We start from the raw sequence: 24,862 nt of genomic DNA on the forward strand, positions 1-24,862 counted from the left end.
GCGGTCAGCGCCGCAGCATGCCCTGTTCGATGGCTTCGATGATGCGCGGACGGAGCTCGGCGGCGCTGATGATCGCGTCCACCGAGCCGACCTCGACCGCGCGCTGGATGCTGTGCACCCGGTCGAACTCGGTGGCGACCTCGGCGACCTTCTCCGCCCGCACCGCCGACTGGACGTCGGCGAGCCGGGCGTGGAGCGCGGCGCGCTCGGCGCCGCTGGCGGCCGAGAGCAGCGCCTGCAGCTCGGTCACCCGCGGGTCGGTCGAGGTGCGGTTGTTCACCTCGCCGGAGAACACCACGGCCGCGGCCGGGGCGCCGCCGAGCACCGAGGCGAACGAGCCCTCCAGCGCGAGCACGGTCATGTTCGGGTTGAGCGCCTTGGAGAACACCACGAACGCGCCGCCGTGATAGCGGGAGACCACGCAGAACACGATCGGGCCGTCGAAGTTGACGATCGCCCGGCCGATCTCCGCGCCGTACTCCAGCTGCAGCTTGCGCATCGACTCCGGCGAGCCGTCGAACCCCGACAGGTTCGCCAGCACGACCAGCGGCCGGTTGCCGGACGCCGCGTTGATCGCCCGGGCGGTCTTCTTCGACGACCGAGGGAACAGCGTGCCCGCGGTGTAGGTGTCCGGGCCGTCGGTGGGCGGGAAGCCGCGCCGCGGCACCGACCGCGACTCGATGCCGATCAGGCAGACCGGCCGGCCACCGATGTGCGCGTCCTGCACCGCGGCCGTCTCGGCGTCGGCCATGCCCGCCCAGCGCTCCAGCACCGGGTGGTCCTGGTCGGACAGCGCGCGCATCACCGTGCGGATGTCGAACGGCTTCTTGCGGTCCGGGTTGTGCTCGGCGGAGAAGATCTCGCCGACGGTGGTGAAGTCGCTGCCGACGATCGCGTGCGGGAAGCCCGAGACGTCGCGGTCGAACGGGTCGGTGGTGGGCACCCGCCGCGGCGCCGTCTCGCCGGGCACGACGTAGGTGTGGTCGTAGTGCGCCATCAGCACGTCACGGGCCGCCGGCAGGCTCGGCGCCCAGTACTGCGCCTGGCCGTTCGGTCCCATGACGCGGTCGTAGCCGCCGATGCCGAAGTTGTCCTCGGCCGACACCCCGCCGGAGAAGTCCAGCGCCTGCTTGCCGGTGAGCACCATCGCCGAGTCCGGCGTCATCACGAGGATGCCCTTGGTGTGCATGAGCATCGTCGCCTCGGCGTTCCAGTACGGCTGGGCGCCGACGTTGATCCCGGCGACCACGATGTTGATCTCGCCGCCGCCCTGGGTGAACGTGACGATCCGCTTGAGCGCCGCCGCGACCCAGTCCATGTTCTCGGTCCCGGAGCTCATCGAGATCTTGGCGCCCGCCGAGAGAGCGAACCATTCGAGGGGCACGCGCATGCGTTCTGCGAGGTCCAGCGCGGCGATCACCCGGGCGCACTCCGGTTCCGACAGCGCGCCCAGCGCCTTGGTCGGGTCGCCGAGCAGCACCACGCGGGTGACGCCCTGGGGATGCCGTTCGGTCGGCGTGGTGACGACGCCCGCCACGATCGCCGCGGAGTTCCTGCCCTTCGGCCGGTCGACCGGGACGAGTACGCCGTGCTCGTCGAGGTCGTGCTCGGCGAAGGTGCCCCGGGGACCGGCGAGCAGGCTGGTCAGCTCGTACGGGTAGACGTTCCCCCGCCGGGCCGCGCGCAGCACCTTCTGGCGATAGTCGTCGAGCGGGCGCACCGGCTCCGTGGACGGCCCGGCGACGTGCAGGCGCGCGCCGTGGCCCGGCTCCTGGGTGATCCGCACGGCGATCTCGGTCAGCGCGCCGGCGGGGGTGCGGCGGCGGGCCACGAACTGGACCTCCTCCAGCCCCGCACCGGCGATCGTCGGCAGCAGGCGCTGGACCAGCGCCTTGAGCTCGTCGACGGTGAGGTCGGTCGGCGGCCAGACGTACATCATGATGCGGTTGGTGTCGAACCGCTTGTTCTGCGGCCGCTGCGCCTGGATGTTGCGGATCGCGTCCAGGCACGCGGTGAACACGTCCTCCGCGACGGGCAGCGAGAGGAGCCTGCCGCCGGCGTCGCGCAGCGGCGTCAGGTCGCGGACCTGGCCCAGCGCGATGAGCCGCTCGTCGGCCGGGTTGCTCTTCGCGACGGCCCGGTACAGGTAGATCTCCTCGTCCGCGGACGGCAGCCGGGTGAGGTCGAACTCGCGCAGCCGCTGCAGTTGCAGGCGCTGGGCGATCTGCGGGTGCAGGCCGCGGATCAGCCGGTCCTCGGCGAAGCCCGCGCCGTCCGGCCGGAAGGTGAAGTGGTGGTGCATCACGGCGCCGCCGGTGCCGGTGACGGTGGCGGTGATCCGGCGGACGCCGGCCGGCTGCGGACGCTCGGCGAGGATCTCGCCGAGCCGTAGCGCCATCGCGTCGGCGTCGGGCTGGTTCTCCCACGTCACGTAGAGGTCGGCGACCAGCCCGCGCTCGGGAACGCCGGCCGCGAACGTGGCGACGGCGTCGATGGCCGCGGGCAGAGCGGAGATGTCGACGGCGGTCGTGACCACGCGCTTCACGCCGCCCGAGCCGGTGTGCTCGGCGGTGACGAACCTGCAGCCCGCGGTGTCGCGCGCGGTGACGTCCGAGAGCCAGCGGTTGCCGTAGTAGCGGCGGGTCAGCACCTCCAGCAGCGGCGCGTGGTCGCGTCCGTCGCGGCCGATCCGCTGGCCGATCAGCCGGACGAGCGGCTCGGAGCTGCCCACCATGGCCTGGATCCGCTCGGCGCGGTCGGGCGCGCCCGGGTTCCGGTCCAGGTAACGCAGCTCGTCGCGGACGGCGGCGTAGACCTTGGCGCGGTTGCGGCGCATCAGCGGCTGGGTGAACCAGCGGAACACCACGCCGCGGGCCAGGTCCGACACCGTGGGGAACCGTACCTGTGTGGCCTCGACCAGATGCTCCAGGGTGCGCCCGGCACGTTCGCCGAGCGACTCCAGCGGCGGCGGGCCGGCCAGCCAGTCGCGCAGCAGTTCCGACACGACGGCGACGCCGGTGCCCATCTTCTGCTGGGCGAGGAAGATCCGGAAGACCGCGTCCTCCAGCTCCGGCGTCCGGTCGAGGTCGCCGATGCCGTAGTGGGCGAGGACCTTGCCGAGCTTGGCCTGGAAGCCCTCGGTCACGCGGGCGCGTTCGACGTCGAGGCTCCGCAGGTAGCTGTGGAAGAACTCGCGCGGGCTGTGCACCGGGCTGCCCGGCTCGGCGTCGAGCTCGCCGCCCGGCTCGTTGCGGCTCAGTTCCGACAGGTCGGCGAACACGGTGAGCAGGTCCAGCTCACCCTCGATGGGCTCGCCGCCCAGCTCCGAGCGCGCGGCCAGATAGTCGGCCAGCACGCGCTTGTCGTCGTGCGGGTCGCTGTCGAAGCCGAGCAGCAGGTTGGCCAGGTCCTGCAGGCCGCGTTCGGCGCGTTCGGCCGCGGACGCCGGGGGCTCCGGCGGCAGCTCGACCGGGGCGGTGTCGGCGGCCGGCCCCGCCGCCCCGGCGTCCTCGTCGGCCAGCGGCTCCAGCCGCATCAGCGGCGCGCCGGTCTCGACCTGGCTGCCCACCGAGACCGGGCACTCGCGGACCCGGGCGCGGAACGGCGCGCGCAGCACCGTCTCCATCTTCATGCTCTCCAGCACCAGGACCGGCGCGCCCGACTCGACCTCGTCGCCGACCTCCAGCGGCGTCGCGACCACCAGCGCGGGCGCGGGAGAACGGACGACCCCGCCCTCGTCGCGGCTGACCCGGTGCATGACGCCGTCGACCTCGACCATGTGGATGGGCCCGTGCACGGCCGACACCAGCCGGAACCGGCGGCCGTTGACCACGATCTGGCCGCTGTGCGCGTCGAACCGCTCCACCTCGACGTCCGCCAGGTGCACGTCGCCGCCGCCGGAGACGCCGACGCGGAACCGCCTGGGCCCGACCCGGGCGACGGTCACCCGGTAGCCGACACCGCGGAGCTTGAGCTCCAGCGGACGGCCCGAGTCGTGCCGCACCTGCGGGCGCCCGCCGTGCGCGGTGGACAGCAGGCGCTGGCGGCTGACCGCCTCCTCGTCCTGGTACGCCTCGATCGCCGCGGCGACCAGGGCGATCGCGGAGTGCCGGTGGCTGACCAGGCGGCCCTCGGCGCGCACCCGGTCGATCCAGCCGGTGTCGGCGCTCGCGTCGATCACCTCGGGCTGGTCCAGCAGGTCGAGCACGAAGCTCTTGTTGGTCGCGCCGCCCTCGATGATCACTGTGGTCTCGGCGAGCGCGCGGCGCAGCCGGCCGAGCGCCTGCTCGCGGTCGCGGCCGTAGGCGATGACCTTCGCGATCATCGAGTCGAAGTCGGCCGGGATGGTGTCGCCCTCGCTGACGCCGGTGTCGACGCGGACGCCCGGCCCGGCGGGCAGCACCAGCCGCGCGATGCGGCCGGGCGCGGGCGCGAAGTCGCGGTCGGGGTCCTCGGCGTTGAGCCGGGCCTCGACGGCGTGACCGGCCTCGGCCGGCGGGGGTCCCTCCAGCCGGCCGCCGTTCGCCACGTGCAGCTGCAGCCGGACCAGGTCGGTGCCGGTGGTGATCTCGGTGATCGGGTGCTCGACCTGCAGCCGGGTGTTGACCTCCAGGAAGGCGAACATCTGCTCGCCGGGGTGGTAGAGGAACTCGACCGTGCAGGCGCCGCGGTAGCCGACGGCGACGGCGAGCCGTTCGGCCGACGCCTTCAGCTCGGCGGTCTGCGCGGCGCCGAGGACCGGGGAGGCGGACTCCTCGATGATCTTCTGGTTGCGCCGCTGCACCGAGCAGTCCCGGACGCCGAGGGCCCACGCGGTGCCCTGCCCGTCGGCGATGACCTGGACCTCGACATGCCGGGCGCCGGTGACCAGGCGCTCCAGGAAGACCACCCCGGACCCGAACGCGCGCAGCGCCTCCTGGCTGGTGCGCTCGTAGGCGTCGGCCAGGTCCTCCGCCGAGGCGACCATGCGGATGCCGCGCCCGCCGCCGCCCGCGGTCGCCTTCAGCATCAGCGGATAGCCGATCTCACCGCCGGCGCGCAGCGCGTCCTCCAGCGTGGCGACCTCGCCGCGGCTCCACGGCGCGACCGGGACGCCGACCTCCTCGGCGATCAGCTTGGCGCCGATCTTGTCGCCGAGCCTGCGCATCGCCTCCGCGCTCGGCCCCACGAAGGTGATGCCGATCTTGTCGCACAGCTCGGCGAACGCCGGGTCCTCGGCGACGAACCCCCAGCCGACCCACGCGGCGTCGGCCTTGGTCTCGGTCAGGGCGCGTTCCAGGACGGCGTGGTCGAGGTACGGGCGGGCCGAGGCGGGGCCCAGCGAATACGCGACGTCCGCTTCACGGACGAAGGTCGCGTTGCGATCGGCGTCGGTGTAGAGGGCGACCGTCTCGATCCGCGCCCCGGTCTCCGCCGAAAGATCCCGGACGGCGTGGATGAGCCGCATGGCGGCCTCTCCGCGGTTGACGATGGCGACACGACTGAACACCGGCTGAGCCTCCCGACTACCCCATGCGCATAAGGCGACGTCCGGCCCTCGGAGCGTCGCCTGCACCTTGATCTACACCCTCCTCGGTTACCGCCTGGTAAACCAATGCCCCGCTCCCACGCATTGTGGAGCCATTGCCTTGTAGAGACCCGACAAAAAATCGCTCTGGTCACGCCGCCACGTCAGCGGCGGTACGTCACCTCCCGGCACCGGAGCCGGCACCGGAGGCCCTAGTAGGGCCAGGTCCAGTCGCGGACTTCAGGGGCGTCCTCGCCGTGTTCGCGGGTGTGGGCACGCAGTTCGAGGCGATGGTCGGCCATGCGCTGGCGGAGGTGCGCGACCCGGCCGCCCAGGTGCGGAACGCGGTCGATGACGTCCATGACCAGGTGGTAGCGGTCGAGGTCGTTGAGCATCACCATGTCGAACGGCGTGGTCGTGGTCCCCTCCTCCTTGTAGCCGCGCACGTGGAGGTTGTGGTGGCCGGCGCGGCGGTAGGTGAGGCGATGGATGAGATACGGGTAGCCGTGGAACGCGAAGATGACCGGCTTATCTGTGGTGAACAACGCGTCGTACTCGGCGTCGGGCAGGCCGTTGGGGTGCTCGCTCGCGGGCTGCAGCCTCATCAGGTCGACCACGTTGACCACCCGTATCCGCAGGTCGGGCAGGTTCTGGCGGAGCAGGTCGACGGCGGCGACGGTCTCCAGGGTCGGGATGTCACCGGCGCAGGCCAGCACGACGTCGGGATCGGCGCCGCCGTCGGTGCTCGCCCACTCCCAGATGCCGATGCCGCGTGTGCAGTGCAGGACGGCGGCGTCCATCGGCAGCCAGTTGAGGGCGGGCTGCTTGCCCGCGACGACGACGTTGACGTGGTCGCGCGAGCGCAGGCAGTGGTCGCCGACCGACAGCAGCGTGTTGGCGTCCGGCGGCAGGTAGACACGGACGATCTCGGCCTTCTTGTTCATGACGACGTCCAGGAAACCGGGGTCCTGGTGGGTGAAGCCGTTGTGGTCCTGGCGCCACACGTGCGACGACAGCAGGTAGTTGAGTGAGGCGATGGGACGCCGCCAGGGCAGATGCCGGGTGACCTTGAGCCATTTGGCGTGCTGGTTGAACATCGAGTCGACGATGTGGACGAACGCCTCGTAGCTGTTGAACACCCCGTGCCGGCCCGTCAGCAGGTAGCCCTCCAGCCAGCCCTGGCACAGATGCTCGGACAGCACCTCCATGACGCGGCCGCTGGGAGCCTGGTGCTCGTCGGTGTCGTGACGTTCGCCGGCGAAGACGCGGTCGGTGACCTCGAAGACCTCACCGAGCCGGTTGGAGGCGGTCTCGTCGGGCCCCATGATCCGGAAGTTGCCGGGGTTGGCGGCGATGACGTCGCGCAGGAAGGCGCCGAGCCGGCGAGTCGGCTCCGTCGAGGTCGTGCCCGGCTTGTCGACGGTCACCGCGTAGTCACGGAAGTCCGGCAGGATCAGGGGGCGCAGCAGCAGGCCGCCGTTGGCGTGCGGGTTGGCGCTCATCCGCCGCTCGCCCTCCGGCGCATGGGCCTTGATCTCGGGTCGCGGACGGCCTTGATCGTCGAAGAGCCGCTCGGGCCGGTACGACCGCAGCCAGCCCTCCAGCTGGGCGAGGTGTTCCGGATTGTCACGCACGCCCGACAAAGGCACCTGGTGGGCACGCCATGTGCCCTCGACCGGTACACCGTCGACCTCGCGCGGCCCGGTCCAGCCTTTAGGCGTACGCAAAATGATCACCGGCCAGCGGCGGCGTTCGCGGATCTTTCCGCCGCGGGCACCCTTCTGGATCGCGGCGATCTCGTCGAAGGCGCGGTCCAGCGCCGCGGCCATGCCCCGGTGCATCCTGGCAGGGTCGTCGCCGGTGACCAGGTAGGGGTTGTAGCCGTAGCCGTCGAAGAGCTGGACCAGCTCCTCCTCGGGGATGCGCGCCAGCACCGCCGGGTTGGCGATCTTGTAGCCGTTCAGGTGCAGGATCGGCAGCACCGCGCCGTCGTGCACCGGATCGAGGAACTTGTTGGCGTGCCAGGAGGCCGCCAGCGGCCCGGTCTCGGCCTCCCCGTCCCCGACGATGCACGCCACCGTCAATTCCGGGTTGTCGAACGCGGCACCATAGGCGTGCGCGAGCGAATAGCCCAGCTCCCCGCCCTCATGGATCGAGCCCGGGGTCTCCGGCGCGACATGGCTGGGCACGCCACCAGGGAACGAGAACTGCCGGAACAGCCGCGCCATCCCGGCCTCGTCCTGCGGCACCTGCGGGTAGACCTCGCTGTAGGTGCCCTCCAGCCACGCGTTCGCCACCGCCGCCGGACCACCGTGACCCGGCCCCATGATGTAGATCATGTTGAGATCGCGTGCCCGGATCAGCCGGTTGAGGTGGGCGTAGCAGAAGTTCAGGCCGGGCGTCGTCCCCCAGTGCCCCAGCAGCCGCGGCTTGATGTGCTCAGGACGCAACGGCTCCCGCAACATCGGATTGGCCAGCAGGTAGATCTGTGCCGCCGACAGATAGTTGGCGGCCCGCCAGTAGGCATCGATCGACTGGGTTTCCTCAGCGGAGATGGTCTTGGCCTTCGCCATCGCAGAGTCCTCTGCTCGTCAGCGTCGTTCGTCAGACCCTGGCCGCCGAAACGGCCAGAGATCAGGTCCCGTGCCCGCGTCCGCTCCGGCCATTCATCCGCGACGGCGCGACGTCAGAAGCGCTCGAAGCGGAACGGGGCGAGGATGTCGCCGTGGTCCTCGCCGAGTACCTCTCCCGCGACAAGGTCACCGGCGTGCACGCTCAGGGTCACGCCGCTGTGCGACACGGCGAAATGGAGGTTGGGCAGCTCGTTCACCCGTCCCAGCACCGGCAGGCCGTCGCCGGGGATGGGCCGTTCACCGATCCGGACGTCTTCGACCGTGGCCGCCCGCAGGCCCGGACAGAGGGCACGCCCCGCCTCAAGCAGTTCGTCGATCGCTGACTGCTCGACCGCCCCGGACGCCCGTACCGCACCATCGATGCCAGGGGTGTGCAGCAGCAACCGTCCGGCGCCGTCCGGGCGCAGATGAACGCGCGGACCGTGGACGACCCGGGACACCGAAACCGCTGCCACCGCCGAAGTGCAGACCACGACGCCGCTGGCATTGCGCATCGGCAGGACCAGCCCCGCGAACGCGGCGATCCGGGCGGCCTGCGGGCCCGCGCAGTTCACGACCGCGTCCGCCGGCAGGCGCCGGCCCGAGGCGAGCCGGACGGCGCGCACCCTGCCACCGGTCACCTCCAAGCCGGTGACAGCGTCGCCGCGCACAAGCTCGGCGCCACGAGAGAGCGCGCCCGACAGCAGGTGGTGGACGAGAGGAGCCGGCTCGATCCAGCCTTCGCGCGGGAAGTACGCGATCTCGTCGGCGGGAAGCCGGGCGGGGTCGATGCCGGGTTCCAGGCCCAGCACCTCGGCGCGGCTGAGCCAACGCGCGTCGTAGCCGTACGCCAGAACCCCGGCGACCTTCGTGCGCAGCCGCTCGCGTCCGAGGTCGTCGTCGGCCCACTCCAGATTGCCGCCCTCGTGGTACCAGCCGCCGTCGGGCGCCTCGGCCGCCAGCCTCCGATGGGCCTCCATGCCGGCGACGCTGAGCTCGTGGTAGGCCCGTGGCTGCTTGCCGCAGGAGTTGATCCAGGAGAACGTCGCTCCGGAGGTGCCTCCTGCCGGCGCGCCGGCGTCCACGACGACGGCACGGGCTCCCCGCCGCGCCAGCGACGCGGTCACCGCCGCACCGTAGACACCGGCGCCGACGACCACCACCGTCTCGACCATGCTGACCACTGTTACCCAACGACCGGGCCGACGTTAAGACCTCACGTGGCCACGGGCTCAGCCTCAGTTCGCCGACCGGTCCCTCGGCCAGCCGCCGAGACCCGCGAACTGCCTCATGAACCGTTCGCACCGTTCCTCGAAGGGACCGGCGCCGCCGGTCAGGCGAGCCGCCTCGATGAACCGGCCGGGATCCCAGTCCCTCGCGTCGAGCATGGCGATCTCGATATCGACGAACGCGCCGCCGCTCACGGTCGCCGCGCCCAGCGCGACCGAGGTCGCCAGCACCACGCCCACGCAGGTCCGCGTCGGGCTCACGACCGCCTCGACGCGAGGCTCCGCCCCCTGTACGCCGGTCAGGTCGATCACCATGGCGAAGGCTCGGTCCTCCTTCCCCGCAAGGCCGATCTCGAACTCGACCGAACCCGCGGTCTGGCCCTCCTCCGGCGGAATCCGCACTCCGATCATCGTGGCTTCCAGGTCCTCACCCGTCAGCGAACGACGCGGCGGCGCCTTCGAGTCGTTCTCGGTACGCCACCCTTCGAAGACCGTCATCTCCGGTGCCCGGTCCAAGCCGAGCAACTCCGTCAACGCGCCCGCCGCGCACCCCATCACTGAGGCCAGGGAGACCGGCCGTGGCAGCTCGGCCACAACATCGACAGACATGAACCGACCGTAGCCCCCGGGCTGGGCGGGGCGCGTGCGAGTCTTGCATCCGGTACCTAGGTACACGCTTACCGTCGGAGCATGGATCAGAACACGAATGCCGCCGACCAGGAATGGGCGCCGGACGCCTGCACGCTGCCGACCGCCGAACGTCCTCTGCGGACGGCCGAGTTCGACAAGGTCTTCACCAAGACCGTGACGCGCGCCGAGTTCATGGAACCGGCCCGGCTGAGGCTGAGCCTGTCCGCCGGCCCCCGCGCGACCGGCGAGATCGCCGCACTGCTCGCCGCCGAGACCGCGTGCTGCTCGTTCTTCACGTTCACCCTCACCATCGCGGCCGAGACGACCTCGCTTGAGGTCACGGTCCCTGCCCGGCGGACCGACGTGCTGAACGGTTTTGCCGCTCAGGCGAGGGCCGCCATCACGGCGCGAGCCGAGGCCGGTGTCGGCTAGCCGCCGCTGAGCGCGGCCAGCCGACACGCGTTCCAGTCCCCGGACTGCCGCAGCCCGCCGATGACGGACGGTTCAGGCGCGTCATCGGCGGCTCGGCCTCGGGCGGATCACTGGCAAAATGCTATGTAGCAGTTTTTTGAGCGATTTTTTTTAGCACCCTCGGTCCAAGGGGGCGGTCATGCGGGGTGATCAGGTAGGCCAGAACGGCCGAGAGGATCATGACGGCCAGCACGAACAGGTAGCGCGCGGTGAGCGTGGCGGCGTAGTTGGCCACGGCGATCACGCCCTGGGTCACGCCGGCGAAGATGCTGAGCGCCACCAGGCTGGCGCGGCGGCTAGGACGTCCTCGCACGACCGGCCCGGGAGGCCGTCGCTCCGGCAGATCAGATCCCATGTCGTCGCAGACCTTTGTCCGCGCCGTCGGTCGGCCCGTGCCGAAAGCGAGCCAGGGCATGGACCTCGACCTCGGTCCCGTCGTCCACAGCGCCATTCTCCGGTCGACGCTCCACAGGTACCGGCGGGAGGCGGATCTGACCCAGGAGTTCGTCGCACGCCACCTGGAATGGTCACCATCGAAGGTCATCCGGATCGAGGGCGGCCAGAGCGGCATCCGGAAGACCGACCTCGAAGCGCTGCTGAAGCTCTACGGGGTGACCGAGCTTCGTGAGGTGGAGCGTCTGCTCGACCTCGCCCGCAGCGCACGGGAACGAGGCTGGTGGCACCGCTATCAGGGCAGGCTGGAGCCGACGTTCCTCAGCTACCTCGGTTACGAGACCGGCGCTTCCTTCATTCGCGAGTTCCAGGCCGCGGTCATCCCGCCGCTGCTCCAGATCGACGAGTACGCCGACATCATCGCCGGTAACCAGATCGACGACGGAACAGATCGAGCGCTGACCGTCGAGGTGACCCGGCGGCGCCGGGAGACGCTGGCCTGGCGGCAGCGCCCGCCACGCCGCCTCTACCTGCTCGACGAGATGAGCATCCGGCGGCACGTCGGCATCAGGATCGATCCCGGCGTCATGCCGCGCCAGCCGGCCCATCTCGCCGAGACGGTGGAGACCGACCCCTCGGTCATGATCCGTGTCGTCCCGGTCTCCTCAGGCGCCTACGCCGGGATGAACGGCGCCTTCGCGCTCCTGCAGTTCCAGGACGGCCTGCTCGACGAAGTCGTCTATCGCGAGGGGATCGGCGTGCTTCCCGCGGCCGATCGCAGGGTTCTCGGCTACCGCGAGGCGTTCGAGGCGATCCTGGAGGACGCGCTGCCCGCTGAGGACTCCTTGGAACTGATCACCGCTGTCGCCGAGGAGATGCGGTGAGGACGAGCTGGCCGATCTCAGCCAAGGCCTGCATCGGCCGGATCGGACGTCCACGCCGTACCCCAGACTCGGGTTGTCACGACAGGAAGGTGGGATGGTCATGAAAGCCAAGGCGCGCCTCATCGGGGCTTTGGCCCTCGCCACGGCAGGTGTCGCTGTTCAGGTGCCCGCCGGTCCGGCGCAGGCCACGATCGTGTGCCCGATCGGCTATGTCTGCCTGCAGCCGGAGCACTCCCCGAGCAACCAGCTCATCCTTATCAAGGAGGGTGACAGACAAGCTTTCCCCGGCGGGGTGGAGGTCGCGGCGGTGTCCAATCAGACCAAGCTGAACTACTGCGTCAGCAGCCACCCCTACAACTACGGTCTCGCTCCGAGGCAGCAGGTTGTCCGCTCTCACACCGTGCTGGCAGTCGGTCCGAGCAACTACTGCCTCACCTAAAACGGTCGGCCTTCCCAGCCTGGCCGGTGGGCGTCGTCCTATTTCTCGCGTTGTCGCCGCACCATCTCGTTGATCCAGATGGGTGCGAACGGAGAGGTGCAGTTCGGGGGCGTCGGGTAGTCCTTGAGCACTTCCAGGCGCTCCCCGATGCCGATGGCACGGGCGCGGTGCTCGGCGTGCTCGATCCCGATCTGAGCCAGGCAGTGGTTCATCGCCCACTGCAGGCGGTCCGGGGCGTCCTTCATCTCCGCCTCGATGACGTCGAGCAGGCCTGCGAGGTCGAGCCCGCCCGGCTTCTTCGCCACGCGTTCGGTCGTCAGTGCCCAGCCGGCACTGGCGATGACCGGATCCGCGTCCGCAGACCAGGCCAGGCGTAGCTCTTCGGAGTGCGGATTCTTCTTCACCACGTAGTTCACCAGCCAGTCGTGCACCTTGGGAGTGCGTGCCTGGCGCAACATAACGTCCAGTTCGTCGCGCTCGAACGCCCTCGGACGGCAGATCAAGGTCGCCAGCAGTCTGGCCGCGGTGTCATCGGTCTCCCAGAGCCGGCGCGCGAGCTCCTGCTGCGTCCTCAGCCGCTTCGCGACGGCGCGCAGCCTGCTGAGGTTCACACCGTGATCGTCACCGTGCTTCTCGTTCACCTCGCGGATCTTCGGGTCCTCGAGCGCGGCCAGCTCGGCCATCACCTCGGCCACCGTCGTCTCCGCCACCCCGGCCTCCCGTCCGCGCCGTCCGGGATTCAGCCTACGACAGGAGGCCTGCCTCCCGTCGTACGCGCCTCAGTGATGCTCCCCGTCCACGGAGTCGGTGGCCAGAGGCACTGGGGTCCCGGTCTTGCTGTAGCCGAGTGCCTCGGTGATCCGGCCGTCGCGTACCCGCATGAGGTTCACGCCGCGTACCGAGTCGGACGGGCCGTCGCCGTAGTGGTAGCGCCAGCGGATCGTCGCCCGGTCTCCGTCGATCGTGACGTCCTCGGGCTCGAACCGGGTGGTGCGGTCTGCGGCGAGGGCGTGCCAGAACGCCAGGCAAGCCTCGCCTCCCTCGACGCGTTCCCCGTCGGGCGCCGGCTGGATCGCCTCCATCACGCAGTCGTCGGCGACCAGGTCGTCGAGAACCTCGGGGGCATGGCGGGCGAACGCGTCGTTGAACCGGTCGATGACCTCGGCCGTGGTGCGAAGCGGCACGATGACTCCTTGAGATAGAACGTTCGGTCTACTTATGTATACCGACCAGTTGATCTACTTGTCAACGGGTGCGAAGCTGGTCCCATGACCACGCGTACCGGGCCGGGTCCCCGCGAACGCCTCCTTGAAGCAGGCCGCGAACTGACTTACCGCCAAGGCGTCGGCATCGGCGTCGATGCGCTGCTGAAGGCGGCCAACGTCGCGCGCCGCTCGCTGTACGAGCACTTCGGCGGCAAGGACGGGCTGATCGCCGAGGTGCTGCGGCGCAGCACCTCCGAAGACGAGGAGCACTACCGGCAGACGATGCGGTCGGCCGGCGACGATCCGCGCGCCCGGCTGCTCGCCGTCTTCGACCGGCTCGCCGAGATCGTCGACGAGCCGGACTTCCGGGGCTGTCGCTACCTGGCCGCCGACCTCGCCCTGACCGACCCCGGCCACCCGGGCCATGCCGTCACCCGCGACTACCGCGAACGCGTGCACCGGTTGCTGGAGGACGAGCTGATCAGGCTCGGACACGCGGAGCCCGCGGTCGCCGCCGATCAGCTCCTCCTGCTCATCGACGGTGTCATGGCCGCCGGAGCGACCCGCCCCCGCACGCGCCCCGCGGCATCCGCACGCCGGCTCGCCGAGCACGTCCTCGACGGGCGATGATCACGTTGGGGGATGAGCGTTGAGCCACGTCGCGGCTCGGCGGGCCGACGCGCGGGACAACCACGCGTCCTGAACGATCTCCGCCAGTTCGTCCCGGGTGAGCTCACCGATGCGGGCGGCCCGCAGCAGCACGGACCGGTGGCCGTTGAAGTGCGCGGTGGTGAAGAACGGCGAGGTCTCGTCCTGGACCAGCGCCTGCTTGTCCTCTTCGGACGCGACCCAGAAGACGATCACATCCTGGTAGCGTTCCCCGGTCTCGGGGTCGACCGCGTCCGGCCGGGGATTGCGGAAGAAGACGAACGACTTGCCGCCCACCTGGTAAATCGGATTGTCACCGGTCCCGCCGTAGACGGTGACGTGTGGCATGGCCAGAGCAAGCTCGTGTACGTCCTCGACCCGGGCGGGCCTACTCTCGTCTTCCGGCATGACCTCAGCGTAGGCGGCGCTGCAGGTGACAGTCGCAGCGAGGCCATGCGCTGGCCGCGCCGGATCAAGCGCCGCGCAGTGCGGTGTGAGCGACGAGGCGACGACCCCTGCCGCGGCTCCGACGGCTGAAAACCTTTCGGCACTCGCCGAACCAATCTGTGTTTTCCGGTGTCTCATAGAAGCGGCGGGCCGCCGGACGGGGCGGAGGCCCGCCGTGATCTCGCCGTCGTGATGTCTTCGCTGGAGGTCCACGCGTGGACGGCCCGTTTCGTGGTGCGCTCCGTTGTGCGGGGCCGTTGCCGCCCTGTGGGTGCTGATGGAACCTCTCGCCCCCGCAGACCCCCGGACGGTCGGCAGATACCGGCTTTCCGCCCGCCTCGGCGCGGGCGGCATGGGCCAGGTGTTCTTCGGACGCTCACCCGGCGGACGGCCGGTCGCGGTGAAGCTGATCCACGCCGCCCACGCGGCGGACGAACGGTTCCGGCGGCGGTTCCGCCTGGAGATCGAGGCGGCGCGCAGGGTCGGCGGGTTCCACACCACTCCGGTGGTCGACGCCGATCCCGATCCTCCCTCCGGCCCGCCCTGGATGGTCACCGCCTATGTCGCCGGGCCGTCGCTGGCCGACGTGCTGGCCGAGCACGGCTCCCTTCCGGCGGGAACGCTGCGCGTGCTGGGCGCCGGGCTGGCCGAGGCGCTGGAGGCGATCCATCGCGCGGGCGTCGTCCACCGCGATCTCAAGCCGTCCAACATCCTGCTCGCGGACGACGGCCCCCGCGTCATCGACTTCGGCATCGCCCGCGCCGTCGACGCCTCGGGCGTCACGGCGCGGGCGGGCACCGCCGGGTTCATGGCCCCGGAGCTGCTGACCGGCGACTCCCCCGGACCGGCGAGCGACGTCTTCGCCTTCGGCCTCGTCCTGGCGCACGCCGCCGGAGTCAGGCCGTTCGGCCAGGGGCCGGCCCAGGCGCTCGACTACCGGATCGTTCATCAGGAGCCCGACCTCACCGGACTCGCCGCCGACCTGTACGAGCTGGTGAGCACCTGTCTGGAGAAGGCTCCGGAACGGCGGCCCACGCCAGGCCAGATCCTCGACCGCCTCGCCGACCCGGCGTCCGACGGCTGGCTCCCCACACCCGTCGCGACCATGCTCACCGCCTACCAGGCCTCCGTTCCCGCGGATGCCGAGGCCCGGACGTCCGTGACTCCCGGCGCCGACACAGGCCAGGAGGCCACCCAAGCCCAGCCGTCCGACGTTCCGGTCTTCAGCAGCCGCATCCGGGCGAGCAAGGTGATCTCCTCGCGCCTGGGAATGCTGCATGTGCTGTTCGCGGTCTGCGTGGCCTACTCCTACGTCTTCGCCAACGACACGTTGCCGAACTCGCTGGAGACCGCCCAGTTCATCGTGACCGGGATCGCCCTCGGGCTCTTCCTCATCATCGTCGCGCAGACCGTCACCATGTTGACCGAACTGGTGATGCCCCGGCGGCTGGACATCGGCCCCGAAGGGGTGTCGATCGTGTGGGGAACGCGACGCGCCCGCTACGCCTGGCACGAGATCGGCGCTCTCGAAGTGGCGGGGACCGGCCAGCTCGGCCTGCGTCCGACCTTGATGTTGTGGCAGAACACCCAGTCGTGGCGGCCTCCCGCACACGAGCCGCCGCGTTTGGGCAAGACCCCCGGCCGGCCGCCCTGGCGTGACCGCAAGACCGGGTGGATCCGGATCTGCTATATCGACCAGCTGCGTCACGGCCGTGCACTCGAAGACCTACTGGAAAGGGAGACGCGATGGGCGCCGCCGAACTCGTGATCCTCATGGCAGTGATCGTCGTCCTGGCCGTCGTGGTCGTCACGCTCCTCAGAAGGCGTTGACGACGCCGCGAGCGGACGTCGCCAACGCCCTCGACATCGTTGGAGAGAAAGGAGAGGCAATGAGCGTAATGGTGGTCATCGTGGCCGCGGTGGTCGTCCTCGCCGTAGCGATCGTGTGGTGGATGCGAAGCCGCTGACGCCACGTTCCGAGTCATGCGGCCGGGACGGGCTCCTCCTCGGGCCGGGGGAAGAAGGGCAGTTCGGTGTGGACGTGGTCGGCGGCGGCGAGGATCTTCGAGGCGTCGTCGAGCGGTGGGCGGATGTAGTGGTTGATCTGCTTCTTGACGTCCGCGCCCTCGGCGCCCGAGGCCATGACCTTGCGGTCCCAGCCCCGGGCGAAGATCGCACCGGCGCCGCCCAGGTCCAGGCAGGTGACGTACGGAGCCGGGGTGAAGTCACGCGGCGCCAGGCCGAGCAGGTCGGCCGCCGCGTTGTACCCGGCCACCTTGCCGAGCGGGGTGGCGTGCTGGCAGGCCTGCATGACCGTGTGCTCGGCGTCGAAGCGTGCCGCGGCCGTGTCCCCGGCGGCGAACACCTCGGGAAGGGCGCGCAGCCACCGGTCCACCGGCACCCGGCCCAGGTGGTCGAGGTCGTCGGAGATCTGGCGGGTGAGCTCGCCGGCCCTCATCCCCACCCACCAGACCACCGCGTCGGCCTCGGCCCTGGTGCCGTCGGACAGGACGGCGTACCCGTCGCCGACCTCCGTCACCGTCGTCCCGAGACGGTATTCGATGCCGAGTTCGTCCAACGCCGACTCGATCTCCTTACGCGGACCCGGGCCGAGCTGGGCCCCGACCGCCCGCGCCCGGTCCACCAGCAGCACCCGGCCCCGCGCCGCCAGGGCCGTCGCGGCCTCCAGGCCGACGAACCCGGCGCCGACGACCACGGCGGAGTAGCCCTCCCGGCCACGCAGATGGCCGGTGAGCCGCCGGGCGCCGTCCAGCGTGTCGATGTCGAAGAGCCGTTCGGCGCCGGGCAGGCCCCGGGGCTGGACGAGCTTGCTCCCCGCCGCCAGCACCAGGCGGTCGTAGCCGAACTCCTCGCCGTCGTCGGCCACCACCACGCGCCGGCCGGTGTCGATCGTGCTCACCCGCGCGCGTACGTGCTCGACGCCGATCGGGTCGAGAATCCTGCTGAGCTCGACCTTGGCCAGCTCCGGCTCCGGCTCGTACAGGCGCGGTCGCAGGACCAGGTGCTCGTCCGGCGCGACGAGCGTGATGCGCAGGTCAGCCTCTCCGCGTGCCAGCGCGGCTCCGGCCGCGCTCCACACGCCCGCGAAACCGCCTCCAATGATCACAACGTGTGCCACCGTGTCGTCCTTTCAGCCTCGCCCCCGGGATCGGAGGTCGGCAGGGAGACAAGACGGCGGGTTCAGATGTGACCGATGAGGGCGAGCTTCTCGGGATTGGCCAGTCTCCGCCACGCCGTGATCCGCCCGTCCGCGATCTCCACGGTGTCGAGCCAGACCAGCTCGCCGCCGCCGTAGGTCGCCAGCGCCGGGTGCCCGTTCACCTCGATGATCGCGAACGCGTCGGGACGTCTGATCTCGGTCACCCTGACCGCCAGCCGGGCGATCGGCTCGGCGCCCCGGACCGGCCTGCGCGCGGCGATCGCCTCGCCGCCGCCATCGGCGACATAGACGGCCTCGGGATGCAGCAGCTCGACGAGCGCGGCCATGTCCCCCGCGTCCGAGGCCGCCTTGAACGCCCTGAGCACGCGTTCGGTCTCGGCCCTGGACGCCCGGGGCCGTTCCCGGACCGAGGCGATCCGCGCCCGCGCGCGGGAGGCCAGCTTGCGGCCGGCGGCCGGAGTGACGCCGAGCACCTCGGCGATCCGGCCGAACGGGTAACCGAAGACGTCGTGCAGCACCAGCGCCACGCGTTCGGCCGGGGTGAGCGCTTCCATGACCACCAGCATCGCCGTGCTCACCGACTCGTCCACGAGGACCTGCGTGGCGGCGTCGGGCCCGCTCAACAGCGGTTCGGGCAGCCAGGGTCCGACATAGGACTCGCGCCGGACGCGCGCCGACTTGAGCACGTTGTAGGACGTCCGGGCGGCCAGGGTCACCAGCCAGGCCCGCAGGTCCCGCACCTCCGACAGGTCGGCGGCGGACGCACGCAGCCAGACCTCCTGCGTCACGTCCTCGGCCTCGGTCACGGTGCCGAGGATCCGGTAGGCCGCCCCGAAGACCGCGGGGCGATGCGTTTCCCAGTCCGTCTCAGCCAACGCGCCGGTCAGCTCCACGCTCGGCTCCCCTCTCCTGCGGATGGGTGCGACTCGTAGGACGGCCCCCATCAGCCCGTGGTCCAGGGCCGGAGCTTGTCGGGGTTGAGCACCGCCCAGATGTGCTTGATCCGGTCGCCGGCGATCTCGAACGCCAGCACCGCCACGGTGACGCCGTTCGCCTCCGCCCTCAGGCCGGGCCGGCCGTTGACCGTGCACTCCACGATCGTCATGTCGGGGGCCGTACGTGCCCGGTCGGCGAAGAAGCACGCGACCCGCTCAGCGCCTTCGACAGGGTGGGGCGCGGCGCTGACGACACCGCCGCCGTCGCCCGTCGCCGTGGCGTCGGGGGCGAGCAGGCCGATGAGGGCACCGACGTCCCCCGCTTCCCAGGCCCGCCTGAAGCCTTTGACGATGTCGGCGTGCCGGGCCACCGGGGCGGCCGGCGCCTCCGAAGCGCGGATGCGGCGACGGGCCGAGGTCGCCAGCTGGCGGCACGCCGCCGGTGTACGGCCGACGATCTCGGCCACTTCGGCGAAGGGATAGCGGAAGACGTCGTGCAGGATGAACGCGACGCGTTCGGCCGGGGTCATGGATTCGAGCACGACGAGGAAGGCCATGTTGACCGACTCGTCCAGGGTGACCCGGTCCGCCGGATCGGCGGCGGCGCCGAGCGGCCGTCCACTGATCCACTCGGTACGGTCGGGCAGCGGCTCGGGGATCCATTCGCCCACGTAGCGTTCCCGCCGGGCCCGCGCCGAGCCGAGCAGGTCCAGGCAGATGCGGCTGGCGACCTTCGACATCCAGCCACCGACCGATTCGATGGCCTCCTGCTGCTCCCGCGACATGGCGTACCAGCGGACGTACGTCTCCTGCACGACGTCCTCCGCCTCGGCCAGGGAGCCGAGGAGCCGGTAGGCGAGGTTGATGAGCCGTCGCCGCTCGCTCATGATCGCGCTCAGGCCCGGATCGGCCTCGCCGTTTCCTGGCCCGGATGGGGTGGTCATGGTGTCGCCGGCTCCCTTGGTCGTTCCGCCTCCACCCGTTCGACGAGACAGCGCCTCGAAATGTGAGGTCGGCGCGTCACCTCACATCGCGCCGGGCTGTGTCGTCCTACCGGCAGGACCCCCGCGGAAAGGAAATCGATCATGGAACCCGTGAACCTCGCGATCATTTACTACAGCGCCACAGGCACCGTGCACGCCCTGGCGCAGGCCGCCGCCGAGGGCGCCGAGAAGGCCGGAGCGCACGTACGGCTGCGCAAGGTCGCCGAATCGGCCCCAGCCGAGGCCATCAACGCCAATCCGGCCTGGACCCGGCACCTCCAGGACACCGCCGACATCACCGAGGCCGGCCATGACGACCTGACCTGGGCCGACGCGATATTGTTCGGCACCCCCACCCGCTTCGGCAACCCGGCCAGCCAGCTTAGGCAGTTCGTCGAAACCACCGGTCCCCTTTGGTACCAGGGCAAGCTCGCCGACAAGGTGTACTCGGCCTTCACCGCGTCCAACACCGCCCACGGTGGACAGGAATCCACCATTCTGGCACTGGCGAACACGTTCTATCACTGGGGAGGCATCATCGTGCCACCCGGGTACACCGACCCCATCCAGTTCCAGTCGGGCAATCCCTACGGCACGTCCCATGTGGCCGGCGACGGCGCGCCCGGCGAGGTGGCCTTGCAGGCGGCCCGATACCAGGCCAGCCGCGTCGTCGACACCGCGGCCTTGCTCAAGGCGGCCCGCGCCGCTTGAACCGCTGACCCGCACCCTCCTACTGGGCCGCGACCGTGCGGCACCTAACGATCAACCACCCGTTCTCTCTTCAGGAGCCGATCACATATGTCGACCATGACCACGCTCGGTGAGCTGACCGGCGATTACGTTCTCGATACGGCCCGTACGCGGATCGGCTTCGTCGCCCGGCACACGGTGGGCGGCAAGGTGCACGGGCGCTTCGAGGAGTACGAGGGGGACGCGCGCCTGGACGGCGACGAACCATCGCGTTCCAGCGTCCGGCTCACGATCCAGGCCGGCAGCCTGAGGACCGGCAACCGGCAACGCGACGAACACTTGCGCGGTCCGTTCCTCAGGATGGCCGATCACCCGGCGCTCACCTTCGTCTCGACCGGGATGCGCCGGCTCGACGAGACGAGCTTCGCCGTCACGGGCGACCTGAGCATCCGAGGTGTGACCAGGCCGGTCACCGTGGACGTCGAGCTGACCGACGCCGAGAACGACCGGGTCGGCCTGAAGGGAAGGGCAACGATCAACCGCAACGACTGGGGCGTCAACTGGAACGCGACGACGCGGCTCATGGTCAGCGCGAAGGTGACGCTGGAGGTGGATGTCGTCGCGATCCGGCAAGCTGACGGGGGCACCGCCCGCTTCGGGGATGGCTCCTCCTGAACGGTGCCGCGGTAGCAGGAACGAACGGCGAGGAGGCCGAGATGTCGTATCCCAGGGAGCTCTTCGAGGGCGCCAAGGGTGAGGTCAGCGGCACACTGTGGAAGAGCGGCTCCGCACCCGACCTGAAGATCGGTGAGCGCTCGGAGGTGCACTACCTGGCCACCGGCGCGTCCACCGGCGGGCAGTACGGGCTCTATCGCTGGGACATGGTCGGGGACCCCAGCGGTGTCCCGGGCGCGCATTTCCACAAGACGATGTCGGAGTCGTTCTTCGTCCTGTCCGGCACGGTCGGGCTTTATGACGGCGACCGCTGGGTCGATGGCGATCCGGGCGACTTCCTTTTCGTCCCACCGGGCGGGATCCACGCGTTCACCAACCCGCGGGGGCCGGCCTCGATGCTGGTGCTGTTCTCCCCCGGCGCTCCGCGCGAGGCCTACTTCGAGGAGCTGGCGGAGATCGTTGCGAGCGGTCGGCAGCTCACCGAGCAGGAGTGGGACGACCTCTACCACCACCACGACCAGTACATGGTCTGAACGAACGCCGTCCGAACGACGGCGAGCAGACGGGCCGACCGGAACAGCTGGGCAACGCGAAACGCTCGGCTGGGAAACCCCAGCCGAGCGTCTCGTCAGCCGCTACACCACCGTGTTGCAACGGCTCTTGGACCAGAAGGCGTACGGACTACTTCCAGCAACCCGCCCGACCGGCCGACTGGACCTTGAAGGCGCGCTTGCCCCTGTTGTTCCGGTACCACTTGCCGCTGACCTCGCGCATGCACACGTGCCCGAGGTAGTAGGACGAGATGCCCTTCCAGCGCGCCCAGCCGCCACGGTTGGAGGTCACGGCCCACACACCGGAGTTGGCGCGGTCGAGCCTCCAGTCCTTCGAGTAGAAGTTGATCTGGACGCCGCCGTAGCGCCCGCCTCGGGCGTCCCAGATGCGGAACCACACCTGGCGGACCTTGCTGCCGTCGTAGACCCCGTAACGGTACTTGCCCTCGGTCGCGGTGCCCCCGACGTTCCCGCGCTTGATGTCCCTCGTCCTGAACCACCTCCACTTCGACTGCGCGGCCACGTCGTTGAACGGCACCGCGGTCCCGCCACCGGTAGCCGACACCACCGCTCCCTTGTCGTCGGCCGACGCCTGAACGGACGTTCCCGCCGCCGTACCGGCCACCAGCGCCCCGCTGGTAATCACAATCGTGGCGAACCGTCTCATTGACCCCTCCATGCCTGGATTCTCGAAAGACCGCTGAGAACATAGCAAGAGGTGATCTACTCCGCCATCGTGATATAGATCCCTCGCGGCAGAGGGAACCGAAGCAGCCCTTCACGCATCCAAAGAAGGTTGTCACCGGCGCGGCCGACATCTGCCCGCATTGGCAGCCACCGCGCACAGACTTCGACCGGCTGGTGACGCGCTCGGCGGCCTGGGCGGCTCCATTGATGCCAACGAATTCGCCGAAACGTATCTGGTCTTGAATGACTTCGACCGACGCGGAGTTAGCAATGGGTGACAAAACCGGATGAAAGCCACCAAGGCCGACACCCCGCAGAGCAGTTCGCCGACATCACCTGACATCGATATTTGTCAGTGGAATGCCGCCGGCCAAGGTCAGATGGTTAACTGAGTGACCATGGCGGTGCCAAACACCAGCAATGGCCGTCGGCGGCGGCCTCGAAAACCTCGCCAGACCGGGGACCGGCGAGACCGGTACCCGATTCTCGCCGAATGGGTGGCGGGCGACCGCCGCGACCCCGGCCTGGGCCCACGCGTCGCGGCATGGGTGGACGATCACTGGCGCAATCGCCAGCGCGGCCCCACCTGGTACGCCGTCGCCGAACACGTCCAGCCCGACCTGGCCCTGATTCCCGACGCCGCTCGCCGCTGGTACGCCAGCCAGCTCGTCAACCGCCTCATGGACCAGGGCTGGCTCGCCGACAGCACCGGCACCGGCCCGCTGACCCCCGGCCCCCGCTTCGAGCAAAACGCGGCCACGAACGTGCAGCCTGAACGCACCGAAGATGACGAGCCGCCGTGGACTCCCGGCCGGCTGTTCTAACGCGGCTGTTCCTCCAGGCAAGACGCCCTGGTGTAAGGCGCGGCACCAACCGGCAGCCACACCGTCGGATCTAGCCGCCTGATCGGCGATGACCCGCGGGAGGCTCACGACGCGGTGCAAATGTTCCGCCTGATCCACGCGCGATGCTCCTCGTCCTTGATCATGACGCTGATGGGCCGGTAGTCGCCGGGGTCGATCTGGTTGTAGCTGGCCGCGGTGCCGTAGAGGTAGTCGGACACGATGAGGGCGAGGTCGGCTCCGCTGGCGGCCAGGTGCTTCTTGAAAGCCTCGGCGTTGAGCAGCCGGAAGGTGTGGATGAGGTCGGGGCTGGTGATGCCATGGGGGTCGGGGCGGAAGTAGCCGACGTGGACGGCCATGCGCAGCTGCATGCGCGCCGCGGCGCGGGCCGCGAGGTTGTGCCGGTGCAGTGCGTCGGCGATGCGGACGGCCAGCTGGTTGATGACCACAGCTGAGTCGGGCTCGTGCGCGTCAAGGATGAACATTCCGTCTCCGCGGTCCTCGCGGAAACAGTGACGCCAACGCACCCCGGCGTGGTTGCAAGCCTTCTCCACGATGTCGTAGAGAACGTCACGAAGCTGTTCCTGCACATAGGCGGGGCGGCTGCTGAAGTCGGCTATGTCGAAGACGAACATGACGCCGTACTGCCGCCGGTGCTTGCCCTGCCCACGTCCGTCGCTCTGCCGGGGCAGGTGTGCGGTGGTCCGCTGGCGAGCTCGGGTGAGCAACCGCAGGAGGTACTGAACGCGCATAGGGCTATCGGCTCCATGAGGTGTCAGGAACTGGTGGATCAACGTGGTCGTCGGCCCAGAAATCGACCAGCTGGTCAGCAGGAAGGTCATGCAGATGCGGCCGCTCGTGCAGCCTGCGGCCGGTGAAGAGCATCCAGCGGATTGTCAGTGCGGCCTGGAGGCACCGCTCGTCGGCTGATCTCGGCCCATAAGCCTCTGGTCGACCATGCCCCCAGTTCATTGCCAACCCCTGGGCCCACGGCGGGTCGCGCACCGCAAGCTGCCCCGCAGACGGCCCCGCCCCGCACCGCCGCCACACCACCCGACCGCAAACGTGGCAGCAGTGATGCCCCCGAAAGGAGCCGGAGTAGCCACGGCGGCCAACCCAAACGCTGCCGCACCAGCAACCCCAGACACGGCCACACAAGTCGCCACAACAGCGGAGACCACCGCGATCACCCCAAAGGGAGCCGCACCACGGACCGCAGCGGCGGAGACCACCGCGGTCACCGCAAACGGTGCCGCCCCAGCGACCGCAGACGCGGCCGCACAAGCCGCCACAGCGGCGAAGGCCACGGCGGTCACCCCAAAGGATGGCGCACCACCGACCGCACAAGCCGCCACAGCGGCGGAGGCCGTGATGGGCGGCCTAGAGGATGCCGCAGCAGGGACCGCAGACGTGGCCGCACAAGTCGGCGCAACGGCGGAGACCACGGTGGTCACCCCAAAGAGTGCCGCAGCGGTGGCTGCGGTTGTACTGGTCGGCGCAGCGGTGGTGATCGCAGCGGTTGTCACCGCGGTGGCTGTGGTGGCGGTTGGGGCAAAGGGTGGCTTGGTGCCGGCAGGCAGCGTGGGCATGGCGAAGAGCTCTTTCGTTGCATGGGGATAGGCGGCCTACCGGCCTGCGTGAGAACCATGTCGGACCATGACCGTCATATGCAGGGAAATGCCGCCATCAGAACGGTTTGCGACCACACGAGCACGACATCGAACGGCGCAGACCAGCGCAGAACACTTCTCCGCGAGGTGATGATCTGGAGGTGGTCTCCGATCACGAGATGTTCATCTTCGGAGGGACAACCGCGGTCGGATGGCGTCCGTCACCTTCATGTGAAAACTCATC

At 70.0% G+C, this 24,862-nt stretch carries 22 protein-coding genes; 9 read left to right on the forward strand and 13 right to left on the reverse strand.

All coding sequences use genetic code 11. The features are described from left to right. Positions 1-4 precede the first annotated feature (4 nt). From ABD333_RS35365 to ABD333_RS35380, 4 genes are all read right to left on the reverse strand, one after another. On the reverse strand, positions 5-5,488 hold the full coding sequence (locus tag ABD333_RS35365) for an ATP-binding protein (protein ID WP_344546926.1): 5,484 nt from the start codon (positions 5,486-5,488) through the stop codon (positions 5-7). Between the two features lie 230 nt (positions 5,489-5,718). Next, the gene (locus ABD333_RS35370) at positions 5,719-8,079 is read right to left on the reverse strand and encodes a phosphoketolase family protein (protein WP_344546927.1); all 2,361 of its coding nucleotides are present in this window, start codon (positions 8,077-8,079) and stop codon (positions 5,719-5,721) included. A gap of 113 nt (positions 8,080-8,192) precedes the next feature. Beyond that, positions 8,193-9,293: an NAD(P)/FAD-dependent oxidoreductase gene (locus ABD333_RS35375; RefSeq protein ID WP_344546928.1), complete on the reverse strand. Its 1,101-nt coding sequence runs from the start codon at positions 9,291-9,293 to the stop codon at positions 8,193-8,195. A 63-nt stretch (positions 9,294-9,356) separates the two neighbouring features. Further along, a complete protein-coding gene (locus tag ABD333_RS35380) occupies positions 9,357-9,956 on the reverse strand; it encodes a hypothetical protein (RefSeq protein WP_344546929.1) in 600 nt (199 codons plus the stop codon). Positions 9,957-10,037: 81 nt separating this feature from the next. Between ABD333_RS35380 and ABD333_RS35385 the strand changes: the two genes are divergently transcribed. Beyond that, on the forward strand, positions 10,038-10,409 hold the full coding sequence (locus tag ABD333_RS35385; protein ID WP_344546930.1) for a hypothetical protein: 372 nt from the start codon (positions 10,038-10,040) through the stop codon (positions 10,407-10,409). Between the two features lie 121 nt (positions 10,410-10,530). On the opposite strand, the gene ABD333_RS35390 is transcribed toward ABD333_RS35385, so the two are convergent. Then, the gene (locus ABD333_RS35390; protein ID WP_344546931.1) at positions 10,531-10,728 is read right to left on the reverse strand and encodes a hypothetical protein; all 198 of its coding nucleotides are present in this window, start codon (positions 10,726-10,728) and stop codon (positions 10,531-10,533) included. Positions 10,729-10,840: 112 nt separating this feature from the next. On the opposite strand from ABD333_RS35390, the gene ABD333_RS35395 reads away from it, so the two are divergent. Together ABD333_RS35395 and ABD333_RS35400 are read left to right on the forward strand one after the other, a co-directional pair. Then, positions 10,841-11,725 carry a helix-turn-helix domain-containing protein gene (locus tag ABD333_RS35395; protein ID WP_344546932.1) on the forward strand — a complete coding sequence of 295 codons (885 nt, stop codon included), beginning with the start codon at positions 10,841-10,843 and terminating at the stop codon, positions 11,723-11,725. Between the two features lie 100 nt (positions 11,726-11,825). Beyond that, positions 11,826-12,164: a hypothetical protein gene (locus ABD333_RS35400; protein WP_344546933.1), complete on the forward strand. Its 339-nt coding sequence runs from the start codon at positions 11,826-11,828 to the stop codon at positions 12,162-12,164. Positions 12,165-12,202: 38 nt separating this feature from the next. On the opposite strand, the gene ABD333_RS35405 is transcribed toward ABD333_RS35400, so the two are convergent. Together ABD333_RS35405 and ABD333_RS35410 are read right to left on the reverse strand one after the other, a co-directional pair. Further along, a complete protein-coding gene (locus ABD333_RS35405) occupies positions 12,203-12,847 on the reverse strand; it encodes a DNA alkylation repair protein (protein WP_344546934.1) in 645 nt (214 codons plus the stop codon). 96 nt (positions 12,848-12,943) lie between these two features. Continuing rightward, positions 12,944-13,348 (reverse strand): nuclear transport factor 2 family protein, encoded by a 405-nt coding sequence (locus tag ABD333_RS35410; RefSeq protein ID WP_344546935.1) that lies wholly within the window; start codon positions 13,346-13,348, stop codon positions 12,944-12,946. An 84-nt stretch (positions 13,349-13,432) separates the two neighbouring features. On the opposite strand from ABD333_RS35410, the gene ABD333_RS35415 reads away from it, so the two are divergent. Beyond that, a complete protein-coding gene (locus ABD333_RS35415; RefSeq protein ID WP_344546936.1) occupies positions 13,433-13,999 on the forward strand; it encodes a TetR/AcrR family transcriptional regulator in 567 nt (188 codons plus the stop codon). Here ABD333_RS35415 and ABD333_RS35420 read toward each other — a convergent pair whose 3' ends face one another. Beyond that, on the reverse strand, positions 14,000-14,425 hold the full coding sequence (locus ABD333_RS35420) for an MmcQ/YjbR family DNA-binding protein (RefSeq protein WP_344546937.1): 426 nt from the start codon (positions 14,423-14,425) through the stop codon (positions 14,000-14,002). 316 nt (positions 14,426-14,741) lie between these two features. Here ABD333_RS35420 and ABD333_RS35425 point away from each other — a divergent pair, with 316 nt between their 5' ends. Continuing rightward, a complete protein-coding gene (locus tag ABD333_RS35425; protein ID WP_344546938.1) occupies positions 14,742-16,232 on the forward strand; it encodes a serine/threonine-protein kinase in 1,491 nt (496 codons plus the stop codon). 213 nt (positions 16,233-16,445) lie between these two features. Here ABD333_RS35425 and ABD333_RS35430 read toward each other — a convergent pair whose 3' ends face one another. The 3 genes from ABD333_RS35430 to sigJ (ABD333_RS35440) form a co-directional block, all read right to left on the reverse strand. After that, entirely contained in the window at positions 16,446-17,603 is a 1,158-nt protein-coding gene (locus ABD333_RS35430) for an NAD(P)/FAD-dependent oxidoreductase (RefSeq protein ID WP_344546939.1), read from the reverse strand. 62 nt (positions 17,604-17,665) lie between these two features. After that, entirely contained in the window at positions 17,666-18,538 is an 873-nt protein-coding gene (gene sigJ / locus ABD333_RS35435; RefSeq protein WP_344546940.1) for an RNA polymerase sigma factor SigJ, read from the reverse strand. 50 nt (positions 18,539-18,588) lie between these two features. Beyond that, positions 18,589-19,524, reverse strand: a complete 936-nt coding sequence (gene sigJ / locus ABD333_RS35440; RefSeq protein ID WP_344546941.1) for an RNA polymerase sigma factor SigJ — start codon at positions 19,522-19,524, stop codon at positions 18,589-18,591. A gap of 141 nt (positions 19,525-19,665) precedes the next feature. Between sigJ (ABD333_RS35440) and wrbA the strand changes: the two genes are divergently transcribed. The 3 genes from wrbA to ABD333_RS35455 all read left to right on the forward strand — a co-directional run bounded on the left by wrbA (position 19,666) and on the right by ABD333_RS35455 (position 21,461). Continuing rightward, positions 19,666-20,274: an NAD(P)H:quinone oxidoreductase gene (wrbA, locus tag ABD333_RS35445; protein ID WP_344546942.1), complete on the forward strand. Its 609-nt coding sequence runs from the start codon at positions 19,666-19,668 to the stop codon at positions 20,272-20,274. 87 nt (positions 20,275-20,361) lie between these two features. After that, the gene (locus ABD333_RS35450; protein WP_344546943.1) at positions 20,362-20,928 is read left to right on the forward strand and encodes a YceI family protein; all 567 of its coding nucleotides are present in this window, start codon (positions 20,362-20,364) and stop codon (positions 20,926-20,928) included. Positions 20,929-20,969: 41 nt separating this feature from the next. Further along, positions 20,970-21,461, forward strand: a complete 492-nt coding sequence (locus tag ABD333_RS35455; protein WP_344546944.1) for a cupin domain-containing protein — start codon at positions 20,970-20,972, stop codon at positions 21,459-21,461. A gap of 148 nt (positions 21,462-21,609) precedes the next feature. On the opposite strand, the gene ABD333_RS35460 is transcribed toward ABD333_RS35455, so the two are convergent. After that, complete coding sequence (locus ABD333_RS35460) at positions 21,610-22,146, reverse strand: hypothetical protein (RefSeq protein WP_344546945.1); 537 nt, start codon at positions 22,144-22,146, stop codon at positions 21,610-21,612. Between the two features lie 412 nt (positions 22,147-22,558). Between ABD333_RS35460 and ABD333_RS35465 the strand changes: the two genes are divergently transcribed. After that, on the forward strand, positions 22,559-22,990 hold the full coding sequence (locus tag ABD333_RS35465; RefSeq protein ID WP_344546946.1) for a hypothetical protein: 432 nt from the start codon (positions 22,559-22,561) through the stop codon (positions 22,988-22,990). Between the two features lie 104 nt (positions 22,991-23,094). On the opposite strand, the gene ABD333_RS35470 is transcribed toward ABD333_RS35465, so the two are convergent. Further along, on the reverse strand, positions 23,095-23,760 hold the full coding sequence (locus ABD333_RS35470) for a hypothetical protein (RefSeq protein WP_344546947.1): 666 nt from the start codon (positions 23,758-23,760) through the stop codon (positions 23,095-23,097). Positions 23,761-24,862: the final 1,102 nt, after the last annotated feature.

It is taken from the genome of Actinomadura fulvescens (genome assembly GCF_039533225.1).
GTDB classification, from domain to species: domain Bacteria; phylum Actinomycetota; class Actinomycetes; order Streptosporangiales; family Streptosporangiaceae; genus Spirillospora; species Spirillospora fulvescens.

Bases quoted from the DNA above. Each gene is read 5' to 3' on its own strand.
- ABD333_RS35370 (WP_344546927.1), bottom strand. From the start codon at position 8,079: ATGGCGAAGGCCAAGACCATCTCCGCTGAGGAAACCCAGTCGATCGAT.
- ABD333_RS35375 (WP_344546928.1), bottom strand. From the start codon at position 9,293: ATGGTCGAGACGGTGGTGGTCGTCGGCGCCGGTGTCTACGGTGCGGCG.
- ABD333_RS35380 (WP_344546929.1), bottom strand. From the start codon at position 9,956: ATGTCTGTCGATGTTGTGGCCGAGCTGCCACGGCCGGTCTCCCTGGCC.
- ABD333_RS35385 (WP_344546930.1), top strand. From the start codon at position 10,038: ATGGATCAGAACACGAATGCCGCCGACCAGGAATGGGCGCCGGACGCC.
- ABD333_RS35400 (WP_344546933.1), top strand. From the start codon at position 11,826: ATGAAAGCCAAGGCGCGCCTCATCGGGGCTTTGGCCCTCGCCACGGCA.
- ABD333_RS35405 (WP_344546934.1), bottom strand. From the start codon at position 12,847: ATGGCCGAGCTGGCCGCGCTCGAGGACCCGAAGATCCGCGAGGTGAAC.
- ABD333_RS35415 (WP_344546936.1), top strand. From the start codon at position 13,433: ATGACCACGCGTACCGGGCCGGGTCCCCGCGAACGCCTCCTTGAAGCA.
- ABD333_RS35420 (WP_344546937.1), bottom strand. From the start codon at position 14,425: ATGCCGGAAGACGAGAGTAGGCCCGCCCGGGTCGAGGACGTACACGAG.
- ABD333_RS35425 (WP_344546938.1), top strand. From the start codon at position 14,742: ATGGAACCTCTCGCCCCCGCAGACCCCCGGACGGTCGGCAGATACCGG.
- sigJ (WP_344546941.1), bottom strand. From the start codon at position 19,524: ATGACCACCCCATCCGGGCCAGGAAACGGCGAGGCCGATCCGGGCCTG.
- wrbA (WP_344546942.1), top strand. From the start codon at position 19,666: ATGGAACCCGTGAACCTCGCGATCATTTACTACAGCGCCACAGGCACC.
- ABD333_RS35450 (WP_344546943.1), top strand. From the start codon at position 20,362: ATGTCGACCATGACCACGCTCGGTGAGCTGACCGGCGATTACGTTCTC.
- ABD333_RS35455 (WP_344546944.1), top strand. From the start codon at position 20,970: ATGTCGTATCCCAGGGAGCTCTTCGAGGGCGCCAAGGGTGAGGTCAGC.
- ABD333_RS35460 (WP_344546945.1), bottom strand. From the start codon at position 22,146: ATGAGACGGTTCGCCACGATTGTGATTACCAGCGGGGCGCTGGTGGCC.
- ABD333_RS35470 (WP_344546947.1), bottom strand. From the start codon at position 23,760: ATGCGCGTTCAGTACCTCCTGCGGTTGCTCACCCGAGCTCGCCAGCGG.